This is a genomic window from Dolichospermum sp. UHCC 0260, assembly GCF_009711985.1.
GTDB classification, from domain to species: domain Bacteria; phylum Cyanobacteriota; class Cyanobacteriia; order Cyanobacteriales; family Nostocaceae; genus Dolichospermum; species Dolichospermum lemmermannii.
On sequence record NZ_VIKZ01000030.1, the window covers coordinates 1 to 19,655 of the forward strand.

Annotated in this window: 12 protein-coding genes and 2 pseudogenes; 8 read left to right on the top strand and 6 right to left on the bottom strand. The window is 37.1% G+C overall.

The window, feature by feature from the left end:
• Positions 1-108: 108 nt before the first annotated feature.
• Entirely contained in the window at positions 109-2,544 is a 2,436-nt protein-coding gene (ppsA, locus tag FJR08_RS13090) for a phosphoenolpyruvate synthase (protein WP_168633458.1), read from the bottom strand.
• A gap of 344 nt (positions 2,545-2,888) precedes the next feature.
• Here ppsA and FJR08_RS13095 point away from each other — a divergent pair, with 344 nt between their 5' ends.
• Positions 2,889-3,137, top strand: coding sequence for a hypothetical protein (locus FJR08_RS13095; RefSeq protein WP_015079873.1), 249 nt, complete (start codon positions 2,889-2,891; stop codon positions 3,135-3,137).
• Positions 3,138-3,295: 158 nt separating this feature from the next.
• Here the strand turns inward: FJR08_RS13095 and FJR08_RS24265 are convergent.
• A pseudogene (locus FJR08_RS24265) lies at positions 3,296-4,014 on the bottom strand (Uma2 family endonuclease).
• Positions 4,015-4,062: 48 nt separating this feature from the next.
• The gene (gene ileS / locus FJR08_RS13105) at positions 4,063-6,981 is read right to left on the bottom strand and encodes an isoleucine--tRNA ligase (RefSeq protein ID WP_168633460.1); all 2,919 of its coding nucleotides are present in this window, start codon (positions 6,979-6,981) and stop codon (positions 4,063-4,065) included.
• A 155-nt stretch (positions 6,982-7,136) separates the two neighbouring features.
• Here ileS and FJR08_RS13110 point away from each other — a divergent pair, with 155 nt between their 5' ends.
• Together FJR08_RS13110 and FJR08_RS13115 are read left to right on the top strand one after the other, a co-directional pair.
• On the top strand, positions 7,137-7,388 hold the full coding sequence (locus FJR08_RS13110) for a hypothetical protein (RefSeq protein WP_168633461.1): 252 nt from the start codon (positions 7,137-7,139) through the stop codon (positions 7,386-7,388).
• Positions 7,378-7,755: a type II toxin-antitoxin system RelE/ParE family toxin gene (locus FJR08_RS13115; RefSeq protein WP_168633462.1), complete on the top strand. Its 378-nt coding sequence runs from the start codon at positions 7,378-7,380 to the stop codon at positions 7,753-7,755. The genes FJR08_RS13110 and FJR08_RS13115 overlap by 11 nt, the downstream gene beginning before the upstream one ends.
• A gap of 4 nt (positions 7,756-7,759) precedes the next feature.
• Here the strand turns inward: FJR08_RS13115 and FJR08_RS13120 are convergent, their stop codons facing one another.
• Both FJR08_RS13120 and FJR08_RS13125 read right to left on the bottom strand, forming a co-directional pair.
• Complete coding sequence (locus FJR08_RS13120; RefSeq protein ID WP_168633463.1) at positions 7,760-9,502, bottom strand: reverse transcriptase domain-containing protein; 1,743 nt, start codon at positions 9,500-9,502, stop codon at positions 7,760-7,762.
• Between the two features lie 322 nt (positions 9,503-9,824).
• Positions 9,825-10,368: pseudogene (locus FJR08_RS13125) on the bottom strand (transposase).
• 223 nt (positions 10,369-10,591) lie between these two features.
• On the opposite strand from FJR08_RS13125, the gene FJR08_RS13130 reads away from it, so the two are divergent.
• Entirely contained in the window at positions 10,592-10,822 is a 231-nt protein-coding gene (locus tag FJR08_RS13130) for a hypothetical protein (protein ID WP_015079878.1), read from the top strand.
• Positions 10,800-11,156, top strand: a complete 357-nt coding sequence (locus FJR08_RS13135) for a type II toxin-antitoxin system PemK/MazF family toxin (protein ID WP_254433040.1) — start codon at positions 10,800-10,802, stop codon at positions 11,154-11,156. The genes FJR08_RS13130 and FJR08_RS13135 overlap by 23 nt, the downstream gene beginning before the upstream one ends.
• Positions 11,157-11,293: 137 nt before the next feature.
• Here the strand turns inward: FJR08_RS13135 and FJR08_RS13140 are convergent, their stop codons facing one another.
• Positions 11,294-12,655, bottom strand: a complete 1,362-nt coding sequence (locus tag FJR08_RS13140; RefSeq protein ID WP_168633464.1) for an NAD(P)/FAD-dependent oxidoreductase — start codon at positions 12,653-12,655, stop codon at positions 11,294-11,296.
• Between the two features lie 470 nt (positions 12,656-13,125).
• Here FJR08_RS13140 and FJR08_RS13145 point away from each other — a divergent pair, with 470 nt between their 5' ends.
• The 3 genes from FJR08_RS13145 (at position 13,126) to FJR08_RS13155 (ending at position 19,034) form a co-directional block, all read left to right on the top strand.
• A complete protein-coding gene (locus FJR08_RS13145) occupies positions 13,126-13,599 on the top strand; it encodes a DUF5320 domain-containing protein (protein WP_158310519.1) in 474 nt (157 codons plus the stop codon).
• A 302-nt stretch (positions 13,600-13,901) separates the two neighbouring features.
• Entirely contained in the window at positions 13,902-16,289 is a 2,388-nt protein-coding gene (locus tag FJR08_RS13150; RefSeq protein ID WP_168633465.1) for a GH116 family glycosyl hydrolase, read from the top strand.
• A gap of 2,361 nt (positions 16,290-18,650) precedes the next feature.
• Positions 18,651-19,034, top strand: coding sequence for a HetP family heterocyst commitment protein (locus tag FJR08_RS13155; RefSeq protein WP_015079882.1), 384 nt, complete (start codon positions 18,651-18,653; stop codon positions 19,032-19,034).
• Positions 19,035-19,655 lie beyond the last annotated feature (621 nt).

Below are 19,655 nucleotides of genomic sequence, written 5' to 3' on the forward strand. Positions count from 1 at the left end.
GCCAAAAATAGTTCCCCAAATGCTTCGCCCGTACAGTTGTCAGTTGTTAGTTGTAAAACTGTTACCAATTACCTATTACCAATCACCAATTACCAATTACCTATTCCCCTATTCCCCTGTTTCTGCTTTCGCAATTTCTAACATTGTCTTAATCACAGAATCAGGGTTGAGACTAATAGAATCTATACCTTGTTCAACTAAAAAACGAGCAAATTCTGGATAATCACTGGGTGCTTGTCCACAAATACCAATTTTGCGATTATTTTGTTTAACAGTAGTTATGGCTTTTGCTATTATTCTTTTAACAGCTTCATTGCGTTCATCAAATAAATGTGCCACTAATTCAGAATCTCGATCTAATCCTAATGTTAATTGGGTTAAATCATTAGAACCAATGGAGAAACCATCAAAAACCTGACTAAATTCATCAGCTAATAAAACGTTACTTGGTAACTCGCACATAACGTAAACTTCTAAGCCATTTTCGCCTTTAACTAAGCCATTTTTTGCCATTTCTGCTAATACCCGTTTTCCTTCTTGGGGAGTGCGACAGAAAGGAACCATGAGAATCATATTGGTTAAACCCATTTCTTCTCTTACCCGTTTCATAGCTTGACATTCTAATGCAAAACCTTCACGATAACGAGGATCATAATAACGAGAAGCACCACGCCAACCAATCATCGGATTTTCTTCTTTGGGTTCAAATTGTCTACCTCCTAAAAGGTTGGCATATTCATTACTTTTGAAGTCAGATAAACGGACAATTACAGGTTTGGGATAAAATGCTGCGGCAATTGTGCCGATACCTTGCGCTAATTTGGCAATAAAGAATTCGGCTTTATCTTCATATTGTGCCGTTAATTCGCTAATTTTATATTTGGCAAGTTCGTCTTCTAATTCGTCAAAATGTAATAATGCTAAAGGATGGGCTTTAATATGATTAGCAATGATAAATTCCATTCTCGCTAAACCAACACCATCATTAGGAATTGCCGTTAAACCTAAAGCTTCTTCTGGATTACCCACATTCATCATAATTTTAGTGCGGGTTCGAGGTAAATTATCTAATGGTAATTCTTGAATTTCAAAGTTTAATAAACCTGCATAAACTTGACCTGTTTCCCCTTCCGCACAACTCACAGTAATCTCTTGTCCAGTTTCTAAAACTGTAGTCGCATTTCCACAACCAACTATAGCAGGAATACCCATTTCTCTGGCAATAATTGATGCATGACAGGTTCTCCCCCCAGAGTTAGTGACAATAGCGCTGGCTTTTTTCATAATCGGTTCCCAGTCTGGGTCTGTGCGGTTAGTAACTAACACCTCTCCGGCTTGAAATAGGTTAATATCTGGCACATCTAGAATAACTCTAGCTTTACCTTGACCTATCATTTCGCCTACGCTACGACCAGTTAATAAAACTTGACTTTTTTCCTGGAGTTGATAAGTTCTGAGGACGGTTTTTGATTTTTGAGATTGAACGGTTTCTGGTCTAGCTTGGACAATAAATAATTCTCCTGTTATCCCATCTTTTGCCCATTCAATATCCATTGGTGTGGCCATTCCCCGAACTTGGGAATAATGATCTTCAATGATACAAGTCCATTTTGCTAGTTGGAGGATTTCTTGATCATTGAGGGCAAATTGATGACGTTCAAGTTGAGGGACAGAAATATTTTTAGTTAATTTTGACCCACCTAGATCATAAACCATTTTAATTTCTTTTGTTCCCAACCGTTTTTGGAGAATGGGTTTATATCCTTGTTTTAAAGTTGGTTTAAATACCAAATATTCATCGGGATTAACTGCACCTTGAACGATGTTTTCACCCAAACCATAAGCAGCAGTAATTAAAGCGGCATTTTGAAAGCCTGTTTCGGTGTCTATGGAAAACATCACCCCAGAAGATGCTAAATCTGAACGTACCATTTTTTGGATACCGACTGATAAGGCTACTTCAAAATGATCAAAACCTCTCATTTGTCGGTAGGAAATAGCCCTGTCTGTGAAGATAGAAGCAAAGCATTTATGGCAAGATTCTAATACGCTTTTAATGCCATGAACATTCAGGTAAGTTTCCTGTTGTCCCGCAAAACTAGCGTCTGGTAAGTCTTCGGCTGTGGCACTAGAACGAACAGCCACATCTGTATCTATACTATATTCTTGACATAAACTTTGATAGGATCTAGCGATCGCTTCTTGCAATTCTAGCGGAAATGGGGTTTCTAACATTAATGATCTGGCTTGTTTGCCACATTCTTGCAAATTAGCCATATCCTCCACATCTAAATCGGCAAAAATCTTTCTCAGTTTTACTTCTAAACCAGCCCCAGTAATAAAGTATCTATAAGCATAAGCCGTAGTCGCAAATCCCGTGGGAACTTTCACACCTTGGGAACTTAGTTGTTGAATCATTTCCCCTAAGGAAGCGTTTTTACCACCTACTAGGGGAATATCTGCAATTCCCACAGCATTAAAGGGTAATACTAAAGCTTCTTGATGAATTTGGCTATTTTCTTGATTGCGTTTAATTTCCAACATATTCTGAGATTCCTTAAATAGCTACTGTTATTTAATTCAGAACCCATTCTGTTTATGCACGGAGAGTTTGAGGATGTTGCGAGGATATATAGCAGGGAACGGGATTGACTACCAGATGTCTAAATGGCATCCTCCATTTAAGATTACTCTAGTTTAGAGTATAAATAAATGTATAGCTAATATAGCGAAATATTACGTAATATATTGTTCTTGTAAGTATTCTCATAATTCCCCCCTGCTTGAGAGTTAAAATTAAGGAATATACATAACAAGTTTTAATTTATCTCAATTTATTACATGACTGGATTTAGCCGAACACTTTTAACAAAGGACTTGAAACTATTATGCCCCAATGCCCTTGCTGTTCCGACTTTCTTTTACACCATATCCGTGGTGCTGAAAATTACTGGTTTTGCCGGAGTTGTTGGCAAGAAATGCCAGTATTAACCCAACGTCATACCGCTGAAGTCCCAAAACCCATTTTAGCAAAGTTAACTAAAAAAATCGCCCCACAAGAACATCGTCTTGGTTCTTACTGCTTAATTCAGCCAAATTCTTTCCAAGCAAGATTAGAGGAAAAATTCTCTCGCTAAAGCTGGAATATAATTTATTTATTACCAAATAAGATTTCAAGAATGATTGTAGCTTGCTTCCCGAAGGGTACGCAGATGAACGCAGATGAACGCAGATAAAGACGGATAAATTAATAGATTTATTAGTTTTTACAATATCTAGGTTCTACTGTTATTTATTACCAAATCTGACTTAAATCTAAAACAAATCCGGGTAATAAATTCTCACCAGTTAATGTTTGGGGATTGTCTAATTCTTCTACAGCTTGACTAGGACGATAAATAAATACTTTCCGTTGTTTTCTATCAATTAACCAAGCTAATTGTGTACCATTATCTATATATTCTTGCATCTTTTCTTGCAGAATCTTTAAATTATCAGTTTCTGAACGCAATTCAATAATAAACTCAGGACAAATAGGAGCAAATTTTTTCCTTTGTTCTGCTGGTATTGCTTCCCATTTTGCGCGGTTTATCCAAGCTGCGTCAGGAGAACGCACTGCACCATTAGGTAAGGTAAAACCACCACTAGAACCAAATCCTACTCCTGTACCATTTTGCTTTGTCCAAACACCTAATTCACCGATTAAATTAAAATTACGTCCACCTGTTTCTGAATCTGTAGGAGACATAAGAGACTTCCAAATAAAAAAATGTCCCAAAACTAACGCAAAAACCCTCTCTATTTCTTCTCTCTCTGTGTTCTCTGTGCCTCTGTGGTTCGTTTGTTCATTTATTTATTGGGATAATTTATTTCCTGGAAGTCCCTAATTAATAAATCTCCAAGATGGTTACGTTCAATTCTCAAATCACGGTTTAACTGACAGAAATTAAAAAATTGATCATCATTCATGATGATATTGGGTTGCATTTTTAAAACCATTGGTAAGAAAAACATTGTTGCGTATCGTATAAGGGTTTAGCAATGCTAAACCCCTACATGATTTTAAAATTCTCCAGCTAATGCGGGAATACAACGTTCACACAGTAAAGGATGTTCTGCTGATTCACCCACATGGGGAGAATAGTTCCAACAGCGATCGCATTTGTGATAAGATTTCCCTTCATGTTCATAGTCTGCGGCATTAACTACGCCAATATCCCAATTATCTTCACCTTGAACTCGCAGGGTTTTCAATCCTTTTAATGTCTCAGGAGTATCTAATAATTGCACTTCAGAAGTGAGGAACAAATATCTTAATTCATCAATTCCATTCCCGCTAACATTCAAAGGTTCGATAGCAGTGCGTAATTTTTCATCACTAAGATAAATCAATGCAATAGCTTCTAAAGAAGAACCAATTAACTTTTCTGTCCGTGCTTGTTCTAAAACCTTATTAACATCACCACGAATCCGTCGCAGTGTTTTCCAAAATTCTGCTAGTTCTGTATTTTCCCATTTATCATCAACCTGCACCCAACCAGCTTGAAACACTGATTTATATTGGGTTTCGTAGGGGATAAATTGCCAGATATCTTCCGCAGTATGACATAAAACGGGAGCAATGGCGATCGCTAAATTCTCCAAAGCAATTTGCAAAACCGTTTGACAACTCCGACGACGGAAAGCATCAGCCGAACTGATATATAATCTATCTTTCGCAACATCTAAATAAAAGTTCGACAAATCCACAACGCAGAAATTCTGCACAGTTTGGAAAAAGCGGAAAAACTGGAAACTATCAAAAGCTTCCGTCACCTCATTAAACACCTCACGAATGCGGTGCAGCATATATTTATCCAAATCTGGTAAATCATCAAAAGCTACAGCATCCTTTAGAGGATCAAAATCATGCAAACTACCCAATAAAAACCGCGCCGTGTTGCGAATCTTATTCCTAACATCGGCTAACTGCTTGATGATGTTACCACCCAACCGCACATCACCAGAATAATCAACCGAAGAAACCCACAACCGCAAAACATCCGCACCATAAGCAGGTTGTTGTTTTTGATTAGTCCCACCTTGAATCATCAATTGAGGGTCTACCACATTCCCCACAGATTTGCTCATTTTCCGGCCATTTTCATCCAAGACGAAACCATGAGTTAACACAGTTTTATAAGGTGCAATGCCATTAACCGCGACACTGGTTAACAAAGAAGATTGAAACCAACCCCGATGTTGGTCAGAACCTTCCAAATACATATCAGCAGGATAGCATAACTCCGGTCTTTGCTTCGCCACAGCCGCCCAAGAAGAACCAGAATCAAACCAGACATCCATTGTATCTGTACCCCGGCGGTAAGTCTTGCCATTATGGCGATATGTTTCCGGTAACAACTCCTCTACCGACAACTCCCACCAAGCATCAGAACCCTTTTCAGCAATGATAGCTTGAACATGGTTAATCGTGTCCGCATTCAGCAAAACTTCCCCAGTTGCTTCATCATAAAACACAGGAATCGGCACACCCCAAGAACGCTGACGAGAAATACACCAATCGGATCTTTCTGCTATCATCGGTGTAATTCTATTCTCACCTTGTGCGGGAATCCAACGCACAGATGAAATAGCCTTTAAAGCCTCCTCCCGAAAACCAGCCACAGAAGCAAACCATTGTTCAGTAGCGCGGAAAATCGTCGGCTTCTTCGTTCTCCAATCATAAGGATACTTGTGAGGATAAGCTTCCTCCTTCAACAGAGAACCTGCCTCATTCAAAGCGTCAATAATCGCTTGATTACCTTCACCCAAAACATTCAAGCCAGAAAACTTACCAGCCTCATCCGTAAAATTCCCACTATCATCAACAGGGGCAAGAATCGGCAAACCGTAACGCTGACCAACGATGTAATCTTCTTGACCATGACCAGGAGCAGTATGGACCAACCCAGTTCCCGACTCAGTAGTGATATAATCACCACCAACCACCACCGGACTTTCACGGTCAAAAAGAGGATGACGGTAAATAGTACCTTCCAAATCCTTCCCTGCGAACTTGGCTTTTACCGTTAACTCACAATCCAAAACCTCTCCCAAGCGTTCCACCAACTCAGCCGCAACAATTAGATATCTGCATTCCCTTTGCGCCTTTGCTCCTTGTGCGTCTTTGCGCGAAACCTCCACAACCCCATACTCCAACGCACCATTTACAGCCACAGCCAAATTACCGGGAATAGTCCAGGGAGTAGTAGTCCACACAGCCACGCCCAAATCAGGCAGGAAACCATCCAAACTGGCTTTTAACCCTTCAGCAACCTTCACCACCGGAAAAGCGGCGTAAATACTGCGAGAAACGTGACCTTCAGGATATTCTAACTCAGCTTCCGCTAAGGCGGTTTTAGAACTAGGACTCCAATGTACAGGCTTTAGACCGCGATAAATATAACCTTTGAGGAACATTTCCCCAAATACGCCAATTTGCGCGGCTTCGTATTCTGGTTTTAAGGTTAAATAAGGATTTTCCCAATCACCCCAAATCCCATAGCGTTTAAAGCTTTCTCGTTGTTCATCAACCGTCTTCAGTGCGAACTCTTTCGCTTTTTGACGCAATTGCAAAGGAGTGAGATTTTGCCGTTCTGCCTGTTTCATATTTTGCAGAACTTTCAACTCAATGGGCAATCCGTGACAATCCCAGCCTGGAACGTAGCGAATTTTACGACCTTGGAGCAAATGGTAGCGGTTAATAATATCTTTGAGAATCTTATTTAAAGCATGACCAATATGCAACTGGCCGTTAGCATAGGGAGGACCATCGTGCAGTATAAATAATTCGCCAGGGTTGTTTTCTGCCAGTTGAGAATAAATGTTGTTTTCTTCCCAGAATTTTTGGATTTCGGGTTCGCGCTTGATTGCGTTTGCCCGCATATCGAAGTTAGTCTTGGGTAAGTTGACGGTATCTTTGTATTTTCCAGTTTCGGTCACAGTTTCATGCCTAAATGTAGGTGTGCAGGTTATCCGATCAATTATAAATCGTAGGTTGGGTTGAAGAACGAAACCCAACAACGCTTATTGGTATTTTGGAGTTAATTTTTTGTTTTTGCAGGTTTACAATATATAAAGTCACCCACAATAGACTTATGACACTAACCCTCAGCTTACCACCAGAATTAGAACAGTATTTAATACAGGAAGCACAACAACAAGGACTTTCTGTGGAAACTTATGCACTGCAACTTATTCAAGAATATATTTTCCAATTGGAGAAAAATTCATTTGAAGAAACACCCACAGAAATTGTCATTGAAGGTATTCATCAGGGAATAAAAGAAGCATTAAGTGGACAAACTATACCTCTTTCACAAATGTGGGAAGGAATAGATGCAGAATAATAATGAACCACTACTAATTGAAATTGCTCTTACTCCTCGTTTTCAAAGAGATTTGCGAGAACTAGCTAAACGCTATCGTTCCATTCGCACTGATATTCAACCTTTAATTGATCAACTACAAGCAGGTGAAATTCCTGGAGATAGAATTGCAGGAATTAAATATCAAGTTTTCAAAGTTCGTATTAAAAATAGTAACATTCAAAAAGGAAAAAGTGGAGGATATAGAGTGATTTATTATCTAAAAAATGCTCAAGGAATTATACTCACTACAATTTATTCCAAATCTGATCTGACAGATGTGAGTAATGAAATAATTGAACAAGCAATAGTTCAATATGAAGAAGAAAATACAATTTTAGATAAATAAAAAATTATTCAATAGTAGATTTAAACTGACCATCATAACTGAAGGGTTTACCATAGTAATTTGTGTCTTTCTTACTTTGCTTAGAATCAGACAGAGTATCTAAATTTTCAATATGTTTAGTAACACGACGCAGTTGCTTCTCTCTCCCTCTATCTAACTGTCTAAGTTGAGACTTAACAATACAAGGATAACCTTTAAGAACTTGAAAGCCATTACTCCAACAAAATCCAGATTTTTTTGTATTTAAAGAATTAATACTTACACGCCCTACAGACATAGAAATTAATCTTTTGTGCAGTCTGTAGCGTATTTGATGTTTAGATTTTCTGACAGGAGTATTATTAGACGTATTTGAATTAGTATTTTGTCCCTCAACAGACGAACTATTATTCTTAGAATTAACAATCTTCAAGACTTGATTAGCTTCTTCAACTTGTTTTTTCAGTTCTTTTTCAATAGAAGATGGACGAATCCTAATTAAACCATCATAACGTACTTGATAACCTACAAAAGCAATCCAAGGTACTGCTCCATTTTCTTGTTTATTTGCCCAATAATAAGGAAGTTTAGATTTAGACTTTCCTCTCCAATATTCTCTATCATACTGAATTACTTCCTGTGGTTCATGAATTGGCAGTTTTAATAACTTCAAAGCTTCCTGATATCTGTTGAAAGAATTTTCACAACTTTCTTTATCAGGATGAACAACTATCATATCATCACAATAACGAGCATAAAATAAATGTTTTTTCTCTATTTCATGATTGAGAATTTGCCGATCTGCATTATCTAACATTAAATTTGCAATAATACATGAAATAGCCCCACCTTGTGGAATGCCAATAAATTCATTAAGAGGATTATCCCAAAACTGCTTTAAATCTTTGTCAATTTTCTTTAAATGTCCTTGTTCATCATTTTTTTGAAACCATTCAACAGCATCAGGAATAGCTACCTTCGTAAAAGAATAAGATTGCAAATACAATTCAAAAATCTCAATTGCCCTATTATCAACTACTTGACCATGAATTTCTAAACGTTCTTGAGCTTTATTAAAAGCTAGACGTGCTTGATCATGATGAACACAATCAAAAAAACCTTTAATATCACATTCAGCAACCCAAAGAGATTGATCATCATAACTTGCTTTGTACTCAATTAAATCTTTGATAGCTTGGTGGTGGTTAAGCTTATTCTTACGAAAAGCATAAGAATAGTCTAAAAAATATTTATCGAAAATATCAATTAAATATTTAGCACATTGTCCAATAATAATTCTATGTTTTAACTTATAGCTCGCAATTGGTCTATATTCGTGATTATTACTTTTGGGTTCTTTCTTAACCAAAGATATGCGAGGACTTTCAATTTTAAAATTTTTATCTTGTAATGCAGAATAGCGTATATCTTCAATAAATTGGTTTAGTTGGATTAACCAAGGTTCTTGTTCAAACTTAATATGTTTTCGCTTTTGAATTATAGTTTTCTCTATTGCCCAAACATTACCCTGAAGAATGTTTTGATGTTTTTTTCTTTTATCATAGTTTGGACGTATCCATTGTTTACGAGGAGGCATCAATCTGCATATCAAAGCCTCTTCATCTTTCTCTTTATCTCCTGGCTTTGGTGCAGAGGTTGATATGTTATGTAAGAATTGTTGATCATGTCGCTTCTTGGCTATTTCCGCGCGATACTGACAGAGTAATTTAATAATGTAGCTGTCGGTAAAATAGTTTGAAAGTGACATTGAGTAACCACACTAATGTATTTTTTTGTAATAAATAAGTAGTAGATTAGGCAGGGTAGAGTATTTACACTCATTATTACCACACATCTTACTAAGTTTACCACTTACCTTGTCTGACTGTAGTCTCTATCTCTATGTGGTTGAGATAGTAGTCCAATTTTTACCAGTCACTACTGAATTCTACATCTATCACTGGATGTTATATTCAGACCTACCAAATCTACTGGGATTCAAGTTAACATATTATTCCGAATATCGCAATAGTTAATTTTTTATTATATTCTTGTCGTAATCTATTATAATAGATTATCTTTCGTGTTCTCTACTCGTTGCCAATATCATCATCAAAAATAATTTCCTCACCCGCACCCCACATTATGTCATAAATACCTTGACGCACAGCCCGATGAAAACTGGAATATTCCCAATCTTTTGGTGCTGTTACCAAACCATGTTTCACGGGATTATAATGAATATATTCAACGTGATGAAAGAAAATCAATTTCATCTCTAATTAAATGTTCCCAAAAACGATATTGCCATATAGCCCGTTGTTTTTTGTTTTTTCTAGATAAAGATATATTTTCTGGTGAAATAGTTTCACATTTACGACTAAAATAACTTTTAATTAACCGCCAACGGGTAGAAAAATCATGATCATTTTCTGGTAATGTCCAAATACAGTGGAGATGATCAGGTAAAATAACAACAGCATCTATAATAAATGGATGTTTCTGTATTACATAACCAAAAGCATCTCTTAATAAAGAAACATTTTTTGGTAAACATAATATTTTTTGTCTTTTCTGGGTCACCACTGTAAAAAAGTATGTTCCTCCTGCCACATTGGCGCGGCGATATTCCATACTATAAATATCCTGTGATTGAAGTTGTGTTTTATAATCTTGATTTTACCCTGTAGGTTGGGTTGACGCAAGGAAACCCAACATTAATTATAATATTCTGGTGGATGGTGTTGGGTTTCGTTCCATTGCTCCGCAACGCTGACGCGAACAACCCAACCTACGAAGGTTGCAGAGTCAGTATATCTTACTTTAAAATAGAAATTACTTACAATTGCCACAAATTATGATCAACCCCCAAATTTTAGAAGCTATTAAACAAATGCCTAATGTCGAAAGACTAGAGATAATAGAATTTGCCTTAAAACTCATGCGTGAAGAAATGCAAAATCCTCAAAAACTGAGCTTAACTGCTGCTGCGGAAATGATGCGTTCTTATTATGAAACAGAAAGCAGTTTAACAGAATTTGTTGATACTTGTAATGAAGATTTTTATGAGTACCAAGATTATGCGTAGAGGTGAAATCTGGCTGTATAATGCTGATCCCACAGTAGGGGATGAAATTAGCAAAACCCGACCTTGTATCATTGTTAATAATGATGATATAGGTACTTTACGCTTAAAGGTTATTGTACCTATTACCGGATGGAACGAAGTTTTTGCACAAGTACCTTGGATGATACGTATTGAAACAACAGCAGAGAATAATTTAAGCAAATTATCCACAGCAGATACTTTTCAAATTCGTTCAGTTTCTCAACAACGACTAATTAAAAAAGTGGGAATAGTTGCGGAAGAAATTATGCAGGAAATTAGTAATGCTTTAGCTATTGTTTTGAATATTAAATGACTAAAAATACACCCAATTTACTAGACGTAGTAGCACTCACAATTAAACCCGCCACCTCACACTAATTGAATTCAGTGTTGAAAGAATGGCGGATTTTCCCATAAATTTTAATGCCGTGGTACTACAAACCACAAATTCTAGAGTTTGGCTGGTTGCTTCTTTTCTGTAGTCTGGGAATGACTGCTATTATTAACAGTTTCTGTTGCCAAAAAAGCCTCTTTACCTGTAATTAATCGAGAGCGACGATTGCGAGTAATATAATTCCAAGCCCATTGAATTACTATCACTAATTTAGTGTCAAACTCAATTAAGAAGTAGATGTGAATTACTAGCCAAAATATCCAAGCAATGAAACCTGTGAGTTTAATGAAACCTAAATCTACAACGGCTAAATTTTGCCCAATCATTGCCAAACTACCCACATCATTGTATTTGAATTCTGGCAAAGTCCGACCTTGAAGCCGGCGTTTAATGAGTTTACCTACATACTCTCCTTCTTGCTTGGCTACGGGGGCAACACCAGGTAAGGGTTTACCATTTTGATGGGAGAAATTAGCTAAGTCTCCAATTACGAAAATGTTTTTATAATCCTTGATAGTCAAGTCAGGTTCGACAATTACTCTGGCAGAGAAATCGCACTCTACATCTGTGCGTTCAGCGAGGATTGTCCCCAAAGCTGAACCTTGCACACCGGCTGCCCACAAGATAGTTCTTGAGGGAATTTCTGTCAATTCACCGTTTTGCTTGAAAGTAACAATGTCATTTTCAATATTTGTGACTCTGGTTTGAGTGTGAATAACCACACCCAACTTTTGTAAAGATTCTATTGCTACTTTTGATAATTCTGGGGCAATGTGTGGGAGAATGCGATCGCCCCCTTGCAATAGTAAAATTTTCGTTTCTGAAGTGTCAATGTTGCGGAAATCTTCTTTGAGGGTTTGGTATGCTAATTCAGCGATCGCACCGGACAATTCTACACCAGTTGGACCACCGCCCACAATCACAAAAGTTAACAAAGCCCGACGTTTTACCGGATCACTTTCTTTTTCTGCGGCTTCAAAGGCTGAAAATATCCGCCGACGCATTTCTATGGCATCTTCCACAGTTTTCAAACCAGGAGCAAATTCTTTCCAATTATCCTTACCAAAATAGGAATGGTTTGCACCGGTGGCCAGAATTAATGTATCATAAGGGACTATTTCATCACCCAAAATAACTTGTTGCGCTTTGGGATTAATATCACTTACTTCTCCCAACAACACTTTTGTATTTTTGCTTTTGCTGAATACAGATCGCAATGGTGCGGAAATATCAGAAGGTGATAGTGTACCTGTGGCAACTTGATATAAAAGCGGCTGAAATAAATGAAAATTCCGTTTATCAATGAGAGTAACATTTACTTTTGCCTTAGCAAGAGCCTTTGCTGCATACAATCCACCAAAGCCACCACCAACGATAACAACTTCATGTGGTGCATTCTTCTCACGGGGAACAACCATAAACCATATTTCCTTTTGTTAAGAGTCGTGTAACCTTTCTTAACAAATATGTAACAAAATTATAATGTATTTTGCCGTCTATTTGGAACGCTTGAAAAAATACTAAACGTAGTCAAAGTTACTATTAAAAAGGAATCGGGAAAATATCTATTAATTAAAATTATCTAAAATTCCAGCAATGAAAATATAGTTCTCACCCATGACTTGAGAAAAATTACACATCGCGCTAGGTGTCAATGGTGCTATAATACTCAATATCTGGTAATCACAAAACTAAAGCTAAATGGTATGACATTTTAGCTTTTAAGTTTCTTACAGGATGCAGGACGGGTGAGGCTATTGGGATGATGTGGTGTGATGTTTCATTTGACAGAGAAAGAATTTTGATTAGGAGGACTTACAATAATCTTACCAAGTCATTTTACCCATTAAAGAATCATAAAAATGGTTCATTAATTAGAATGTTCCCTATGCCTAAGAATGGTGAGTTATGGGAATTGTTAAAGTCAATACCACAAGGAAAAGATAATGATATAGTATTCAAGGTTGACGGGAAAATAGTCAAAGATGGTACACTTAGAGCTAACTGGAGAGGCACTACTGGCACTTCTACTTCTAAGATTATAGGCATAATTCCTACTCTTATAGAGCAGGGTAAATTAAGAAAATACCTGCCTTGTTATAATACCCGTCATACATTCATCACTCATCAAGTTTTTGATTTAGGGCGTGATGAAAAAATAGTATCAGCGTGGTGTGGACATAACGAAAAAGTATCAGAGAAGCATTACCAAGATATCTCTGATAGAGCTAACCAAATTAATCCAGAATTACCCGCTAATCAATCACAAGCAGATGATCAGAAAACAGAATTAGAAATGCTTAAAGAACAGTTAAAGCAGCAACAGGAGATGATTAATAAATTACTTAGTGATAAAATGTAAGTAAGGTATTTTACACACAAAAATAACCAGCTAAGTTAGTTCCTAGCTGGTTTTTTATTGACTATTTATTTTACCTAATATCCTTTGCTGACAACTATGGTTTTTAGTGTCTTGCAAAAAATCATTTAATAAATCATTAAATGAATCATTAAATGATTTTCTACACGACTTACGAACCTAGCTATCGTCTGATTTTAAATGGTTAGTAAGTTGATCAAGCTTGTAATGAATTATTGCATTATTTCCTGATTTTCTGTTATCTTTCGCTAGTCTTCCTTAGCGTCAACCTTGAAACTCAAACTATGACAAACCACCCACAAATTCCCCCCTGCACCTGGAAACGTCCCATTGGCTTAGGCTGGGAGAACCCCTACACCGTCCGTTATCCCAGTAATATTGATGATGGTCCCTGGCACGGAATGCCCCTTGGTGGCTTTGGTGCAGGGTGTATAGGACGTTCTTCACGGGGAGACTTTAACCTGTGGCACATTGACGGGGGAGAACATACTTTTAAAACTGTTCCCGCTTGTCAATTTAGTATTTTTGAATCTGGACAAGCTTACGCATTATCTACCCAACCTCCAGAAGATCATACACTACAATCTTGGCAATGGTATCCACAGTCTCAGGAACAGAATTCAGGTACATATCACGCACTTTATCCCCGCAGTTGGTTTGTTTATGAAAATGTCTTAAAAACTCAATTAACCTGTGAGCAATTTTCGCCAATTTGGGCAGATAATTATCAAGAATCAAGTTATCCGGTTGCGGTTTTCTTGTGGAAAGCACACAACCCCACAAATGCACCAATTACCATTAGCATTATGCTAACTTGGGAAAATATGGTGGGTTGGTTTACTAATACTTTAAAATCTCCTGAAGTTAGAGTTAGAGATGATGGAAGTCCAGTTTATGAATATCTACCACGTTGGGGAGAAAGTCAAAGAAATTATAATTGTTTAGCAGAAGATGATCAATATTTTGGTTGTGTTTTAGGTCAAGTTTCTAATAGTCAAACTGTTCAAGAAGGAGACGGAACTTGGTGTATTGCAACTGCAAAGAATCCTCAAGTGGAAATATTCTATCATTCCCGATTTAATCCTGTGGGTAATGGTGAAGATGTTTGGCAAAGTTTTTCTACAAATGGTTCTTTACCTAATTATATAGATGAAACTCCCGCAGATGAAAATACCAGATTAGGTGCAGCAATTGCGGTGCGTTTCACTTTGCAACCTGGGGAAAATTTAGAAGTTCCTTTTGTGTTAAGTTGGGATTTTCCCGTTACAGAATTTGCAGCGGGAGTGAACTATTACCGCAGATATACAGACTTTTTTGGTTGTAATGGTGAGAATGCTTGGCAGATTGCCACTACTGCTCTTAAAGAATATCAGAATTGGCGATCGCTCATTCAAGATTGGCAAAATCCCATTTTGGCAAAATCAGATTTACCTGACTGGTTCAAAATGGCTTTATTTAACGAACTCTACGATTTAACCAGTGGAGGAACTCTCTGGAGTGCGGCCTCAGAAATTGATCCCGTTGGTCAATTTGCCGTGTTAGAATGTTTAGATTACCGTTGGTATGAAAGTCTAGATGTGCGGTTATACGGTTCTTTTGGGTTATTGATGTTATTTCCTGAATTGGAAAAATCCGTAATTCGCGCTTTTGCTAGAGCAATTCCCCAAAGTGATGATAGAACTAGAATAATCGGTTATTATCTGACTATCAAATCGGAAAGTCCCAACGCAATTCGGAAAATTGCCGGTGCGACACCCCACGATTTAGGCGCACCCAATGAACACGTTTGGGAAAAAACCAATTATACTAGTTATCAAGATTGCAACCTGTGGAAAGATTTAGGTTGTGATTTTGTCTTGCAGGTATATCGAGATTTTCTGTTTACCGGTGCAAATGATCTTCAATTTTTAGCAGATTGTTGGGATGCTATTGTCCAAACTCTCGATTATGTGAAAACTTTTGATCTCGATGGTGACAGTATACCAGAAAATTCTGGCGCTCCTGACCAAACTTTCGATGATTGGCGTTTACAAGGTGTCAGCGCCTATTGCGGTGGTTTGTGGTTAGCTGCTTTGGAGTCTGCTATTGCTATTTCTAAGATTTTAACGAACCGCAGAGGCGCAGAGGACGCAGAGGTGGAGGTGCAAGGGTCTATTTATCAAGGTTGGTTAAGTCAATCGAAGCCAATTTATCAGGAGAAGCTTTGGAATGGTGAGTATTACCGTTTGGATAGTGACAGTGGTTCTGATGTAGTTATGGCTGACCAATTGTGTGGGCAATTTTACGCTCGTCTATTGAGTTTACCAGATATTGTCCCCAGCGATCGCGCTTTGTCTGCCTTAACAAAAGTATATGATTCCTGTTTTCTCAAGTTCCAAAATGGTAAATTTGGTGCTGCTAACGGTGTTCTTCCCAATGGTTTACCAGAAAATCCTAATTCTACACACCCTTTGGAAGTTTGGACGGGAATCAATTTTGGTCTAGCAGCTTTCCTGGTGCAAATGAACATGAAAAATGAGGCAATGCGGTTAACTGAGGCTGTGGTGAGGCAAATTTACGACAATGGTTTGCAATTTCGCACCCCGGAAGCAATCACCGCTAATGGCACTTTCCGCGCTAGTACCTATCTCCGCGCTATGGCTATTTGGGGAATCTATTTGCTAGTTCGTTAAATTTACCATTCTTTAAATCCCTGACTTCTTCGAGAATTCAGGGATCTTTTTGTTGGGATTATAAATAAATATTTAACAATTAATTCGGGAAATTTTATTTTCCTGTTGTTTCCGGAATTTAGCCAAAAAATCAGTAATGTTTAAGAGTTGAGGAATTTAAATCTGAAAACCAATGCTTTCAAAGATACCTCTATCAATCATCAGTAATTAGATTTTGCAGAGGCTCGTTATACAACAACACTTTTAAACGGTGATCGGCAAAAGTAACTTTTTTAGCTAAGTTACAACAAAATAACTACCAATTCCCCCACTTCATTTAGGGTTATGGGACATAAAAAGATTGCGATTAATCACCCAAAAAATCCTCGAATCTAGTTGGGAAAAGATGAGAGTTTTTCAGTAGACCTTAAATTTAGTAATATGAGTAGATGCAGGCTAGTTGAATAAAGCAAGGACAGCAGGAGCTTTATCAATCTATGATGTCAGGTTAGTCAGGTTCAAATGCACTTAGTGTTTACGACTCCTAATTTAGCTGATAAGTTCCCAGCTAGTTGTAATAGAGTCAAAATTTCGATCTAGCGAACTGCTTGTGAAAATTGCCCAACTTGTTTAAAAACTTAAACAGCTTGGGAGTTACACTATAACCTCCTCATTCTGATCTGTCAAGCAACTACCGGATAAATTTCTGGGCAAGTTATTGAGAAAATCTCAGTTAAAAGAATGCAGAATTTAGAATTTAGAATTTAGAATTACGTTTTGCAACGGGGATTTTACCCCGACGCAAAACCCGCTGCTTGTAGAAGCAGGGGACTTTAACCCCCAAAGGTAAGTTAATAATTCGCTCTCAAAGCTGAATAGTAGCGTTTGAGACCCGGAAATTTGAGCAAATTTGATTTGTTAAGAATTACTTAGCCATACGGACTTGATCTTTATTTTCTACCTAAGTATCGGCTTTGACAAGAATAATCTGCGGCAATTGACCATAAATAATGATGGTTCTTCTTACCGAATCAGTTTAATGAATATTACTGTAATCTTACTTATATTAATAAATTGCATACATATAATTACCAACCTAGTTATTTAATTAAATGCTAATTTTCCCTAATAAACAAATAGCTTTTACTAAACAAATAAGATAATAGTGAAAGGTTCATGGTGATCCAGTTTTTGCTGTCCAGATATAGCTACAGGTATTTTTTTATATAAAAACAAACATATTGGTAATTTAGATTAATATCGAAACCCAGAGTATTAACAATAAACAATACTGTTAATTATGGAATTATTTTGTAATTGATATTTATTTTATTGCCGTCAAAATTTTAGGACTTAAAGCTTTAGAGTGCCTACAAAGCAAGGATTCTCATTAAAGAAATTATTATATAAAAATTAAATTTGTGGTAATTAAAGTTCATTTGTTTTTGAGCTATAGTTGCGACGACTATCTATATGCTACGGAGCATAGACAAAGGTGATTCGTAGTTTTTTTGCTTTGTATAACGATGATAACATCTGCCCTTGAGATTAAAGTGGGGGGTAACACCCCTCATTTTTTGCCAACTGGGGACAAAAATCAAACTTGCACAAGACATAAGTAAATATCTAGATAAGTTCAGTAAATTTAACTTAAATCTTGCCACCTTGGCAGATGACATTAGCGACAAAAAATAGTATAAATAAAAATGTGGCTTTTGAAATTGAGAAATCAATGGTTTTCCTGATTCCATTCAGTAATTGTGAGCTTTTACAGCAAAAGCACCACAATTAATGGTAAGAAGTTATACAGCAGTAACTAGGGAGAAGCAGAAAATTTCCACTTGGAAATTTCAAGAGGACATAATTGCATCTACGAAAAGCTACGCCAAACTCAATTCCTCCAGGTAGAAACCACAGAAAAGGTAAATTTTTACCTTTGATTCATTGGTAAGTATAAATCTACAGCCCAGACACAATTAATACATATTATTTCTGTGATCTATAGATATTACTAAATGAAAACTGTAAGACTGCCCAGAAAATCAGGGTATACACGGCAAGGCACAGCAGTACACAGACTTGATTAAAAATAGTCAGGTTTTCAATCACAGGTCAGGTTATGGAAAAAATCATCAGGTCAAATGCGCGTTTTAGCTTAGTTAAATGGGTAATCGTAGAGATCCAGTTTTCTGATTCCCATTCCCGTCAGGTATCAATATTCGCAAGTACCGGACTTTTATCGAAAGTTGTTACTTTTCTCAACATCTGCCACCAATTGATTACCTATAGGTTCCGGTTGTTCCCCCAACAGCAATTTGGCTGAAGACCATCGCATTTGCTCCCAACTGGACTAATTTACTCAATTCAAAGATAACTAAGATTATGAATCAAGATATTGCTGGCAGTGGTAACAACTTAGAAGCAAAAATCCATCCTGAACAGTTAGACCAAGTCGTCGAAGCGATTTTGGCAGGGAAGTATTCTTGGGCTTGTGTTTTAATGTTACGATTCGTGGGCTATAATCCCATGCACTATATCCCTTATCGCACTTATAACCGCATATTGAAAGAAAACGCTCGCATGAGTCGCTTGAATACACAAAATCATGAAACTCTCAAAATTGCTAAACCACCCACAGAGAAAAGATCCGAAGGCAATCTGGCATCTAACTGTTTAAGCAAGATTAAGGATTTAGCTTATATGGAAGTTGGCGGCAAGCATCATGCTGAAGCACGCGCCAATGGTCGGGGAAAAAAGTCGGCATAGTTGCTGATTATATCGTAATTGCTTGTTACTCAGTATGATGCTCAATGTGAGTAACTGCAATTACTGAATCCTTCGTAAAGTTCTGCCACAATGGCAAATATACACTGGTAACATCTTATAAATTAGAAATAGCAACCTAAATAAAGGTTCATAGCAGACAAATTGCATTTTTCCCAAAAAACTGTTTGTGTCTGTACATGAAACATATAGGCTGATTGCTTTGGCATTCAGTTTTTCATTAATTAAATTCTCCATCAAGACTGATGAACCATGACTAAAGGTGGTTATTTTTCCTCAGAAGTTTGAGCAGTTTTCAATTAGGGTGGTGGGTTGCCCTAATTAAATTGAGATGGCTAGATAACTTTTTCTAGCAAATTTCCTGTGACTAAGGTTTGGCTAACTTTGGTAATCAAGGTAGATGAGGAAACGGAAGGTCATGGTGAAATCATGCTCTTATTTGCAAATTTTTACTGTTATGTCAACTGGCAATTGATATAACTGCAATTAGAAGTTGTAATAATTTTACAGCTTCTTTTTCATGGATATAAAATTCTACAATAGGATTTACTAGAAATTACTAACCATATTTATAAGTAGGTGAACACAATAAAACCAAACTGT

Coding starts and splice junctions, on each gene's coding strand:
- ppsA (WP_168633458.1), bottom strand. CDS start 2,544: ATGTTGGAAATTAAACGCAATCAAGAAAATAGCCAAATTCATCAAGAA.
- FJR08_RS13095 (WP_015079873.1), top strand. CDS start 2,889: ATGCCCCAATGCCCTTGCTGTTCCGACTTTCTTTTACACCATATCCGT.
- FJR08_RS13110 (WP_168633461.1), top strand. CDS start 7,137: ATGACACTAACCCTCAGCTTACCACCAGAATTAGAACAGTATTTAATA.
- FJR08_RS13115 (WP_168633462.1), top strand. CDS start 7,378: ATGCAGAATAATAATGAACCACTACTAATTGAAATTGCTCTTACTCCT.
- FJR08_RS13120 (WP_168633463.1), bottom strand. CDS start 9,502: ATGTCACTTTCAAACTATTTTACCGACAGCTACATTATTAAATTACTC.
- FJR08_RS13130 (WP_015079878.1), top strand. CDS start 10,592: ATGATCAACCCCCAAATTTTAGAAGCTATTAAACAAATGCCTAATGTC.
- FJR08_RS13135 (WP_254433040.1), top strand. CDS start 10,800: ATGAGTACCAAGATTATGCGTAGAGGTGAAATCTGGCTGTATAATGCT.
- FJR08_RS13140 (WP_168633464.1), bottom strand. CDS start 12,655: ATGGTTGTTCCCCGTGAGAAGAATGCACCACATGAAGTTGTTATCGTT.
- FJR08_RS13145 (WP_158310519.1), top strand. CDS start 13,126: ATGCCTAAGAATGGTGAGTTATGGGAATTGTTAAAGTCAATACCACAA.
- FJR08_RS13150 (WP_168633465.1), top strand. CDS start 13,902: ATGACAAACCACCCACAAATTCCCCCCTGCACCTGGAAACGTCCCATT.
- FJR08_RS13155 (WP_015079882.1), top strand. CDS start 18,651: ATGAATCAAGATATTGCTGGCAGTGGTAACAACTTAGAAGCAAAAATC.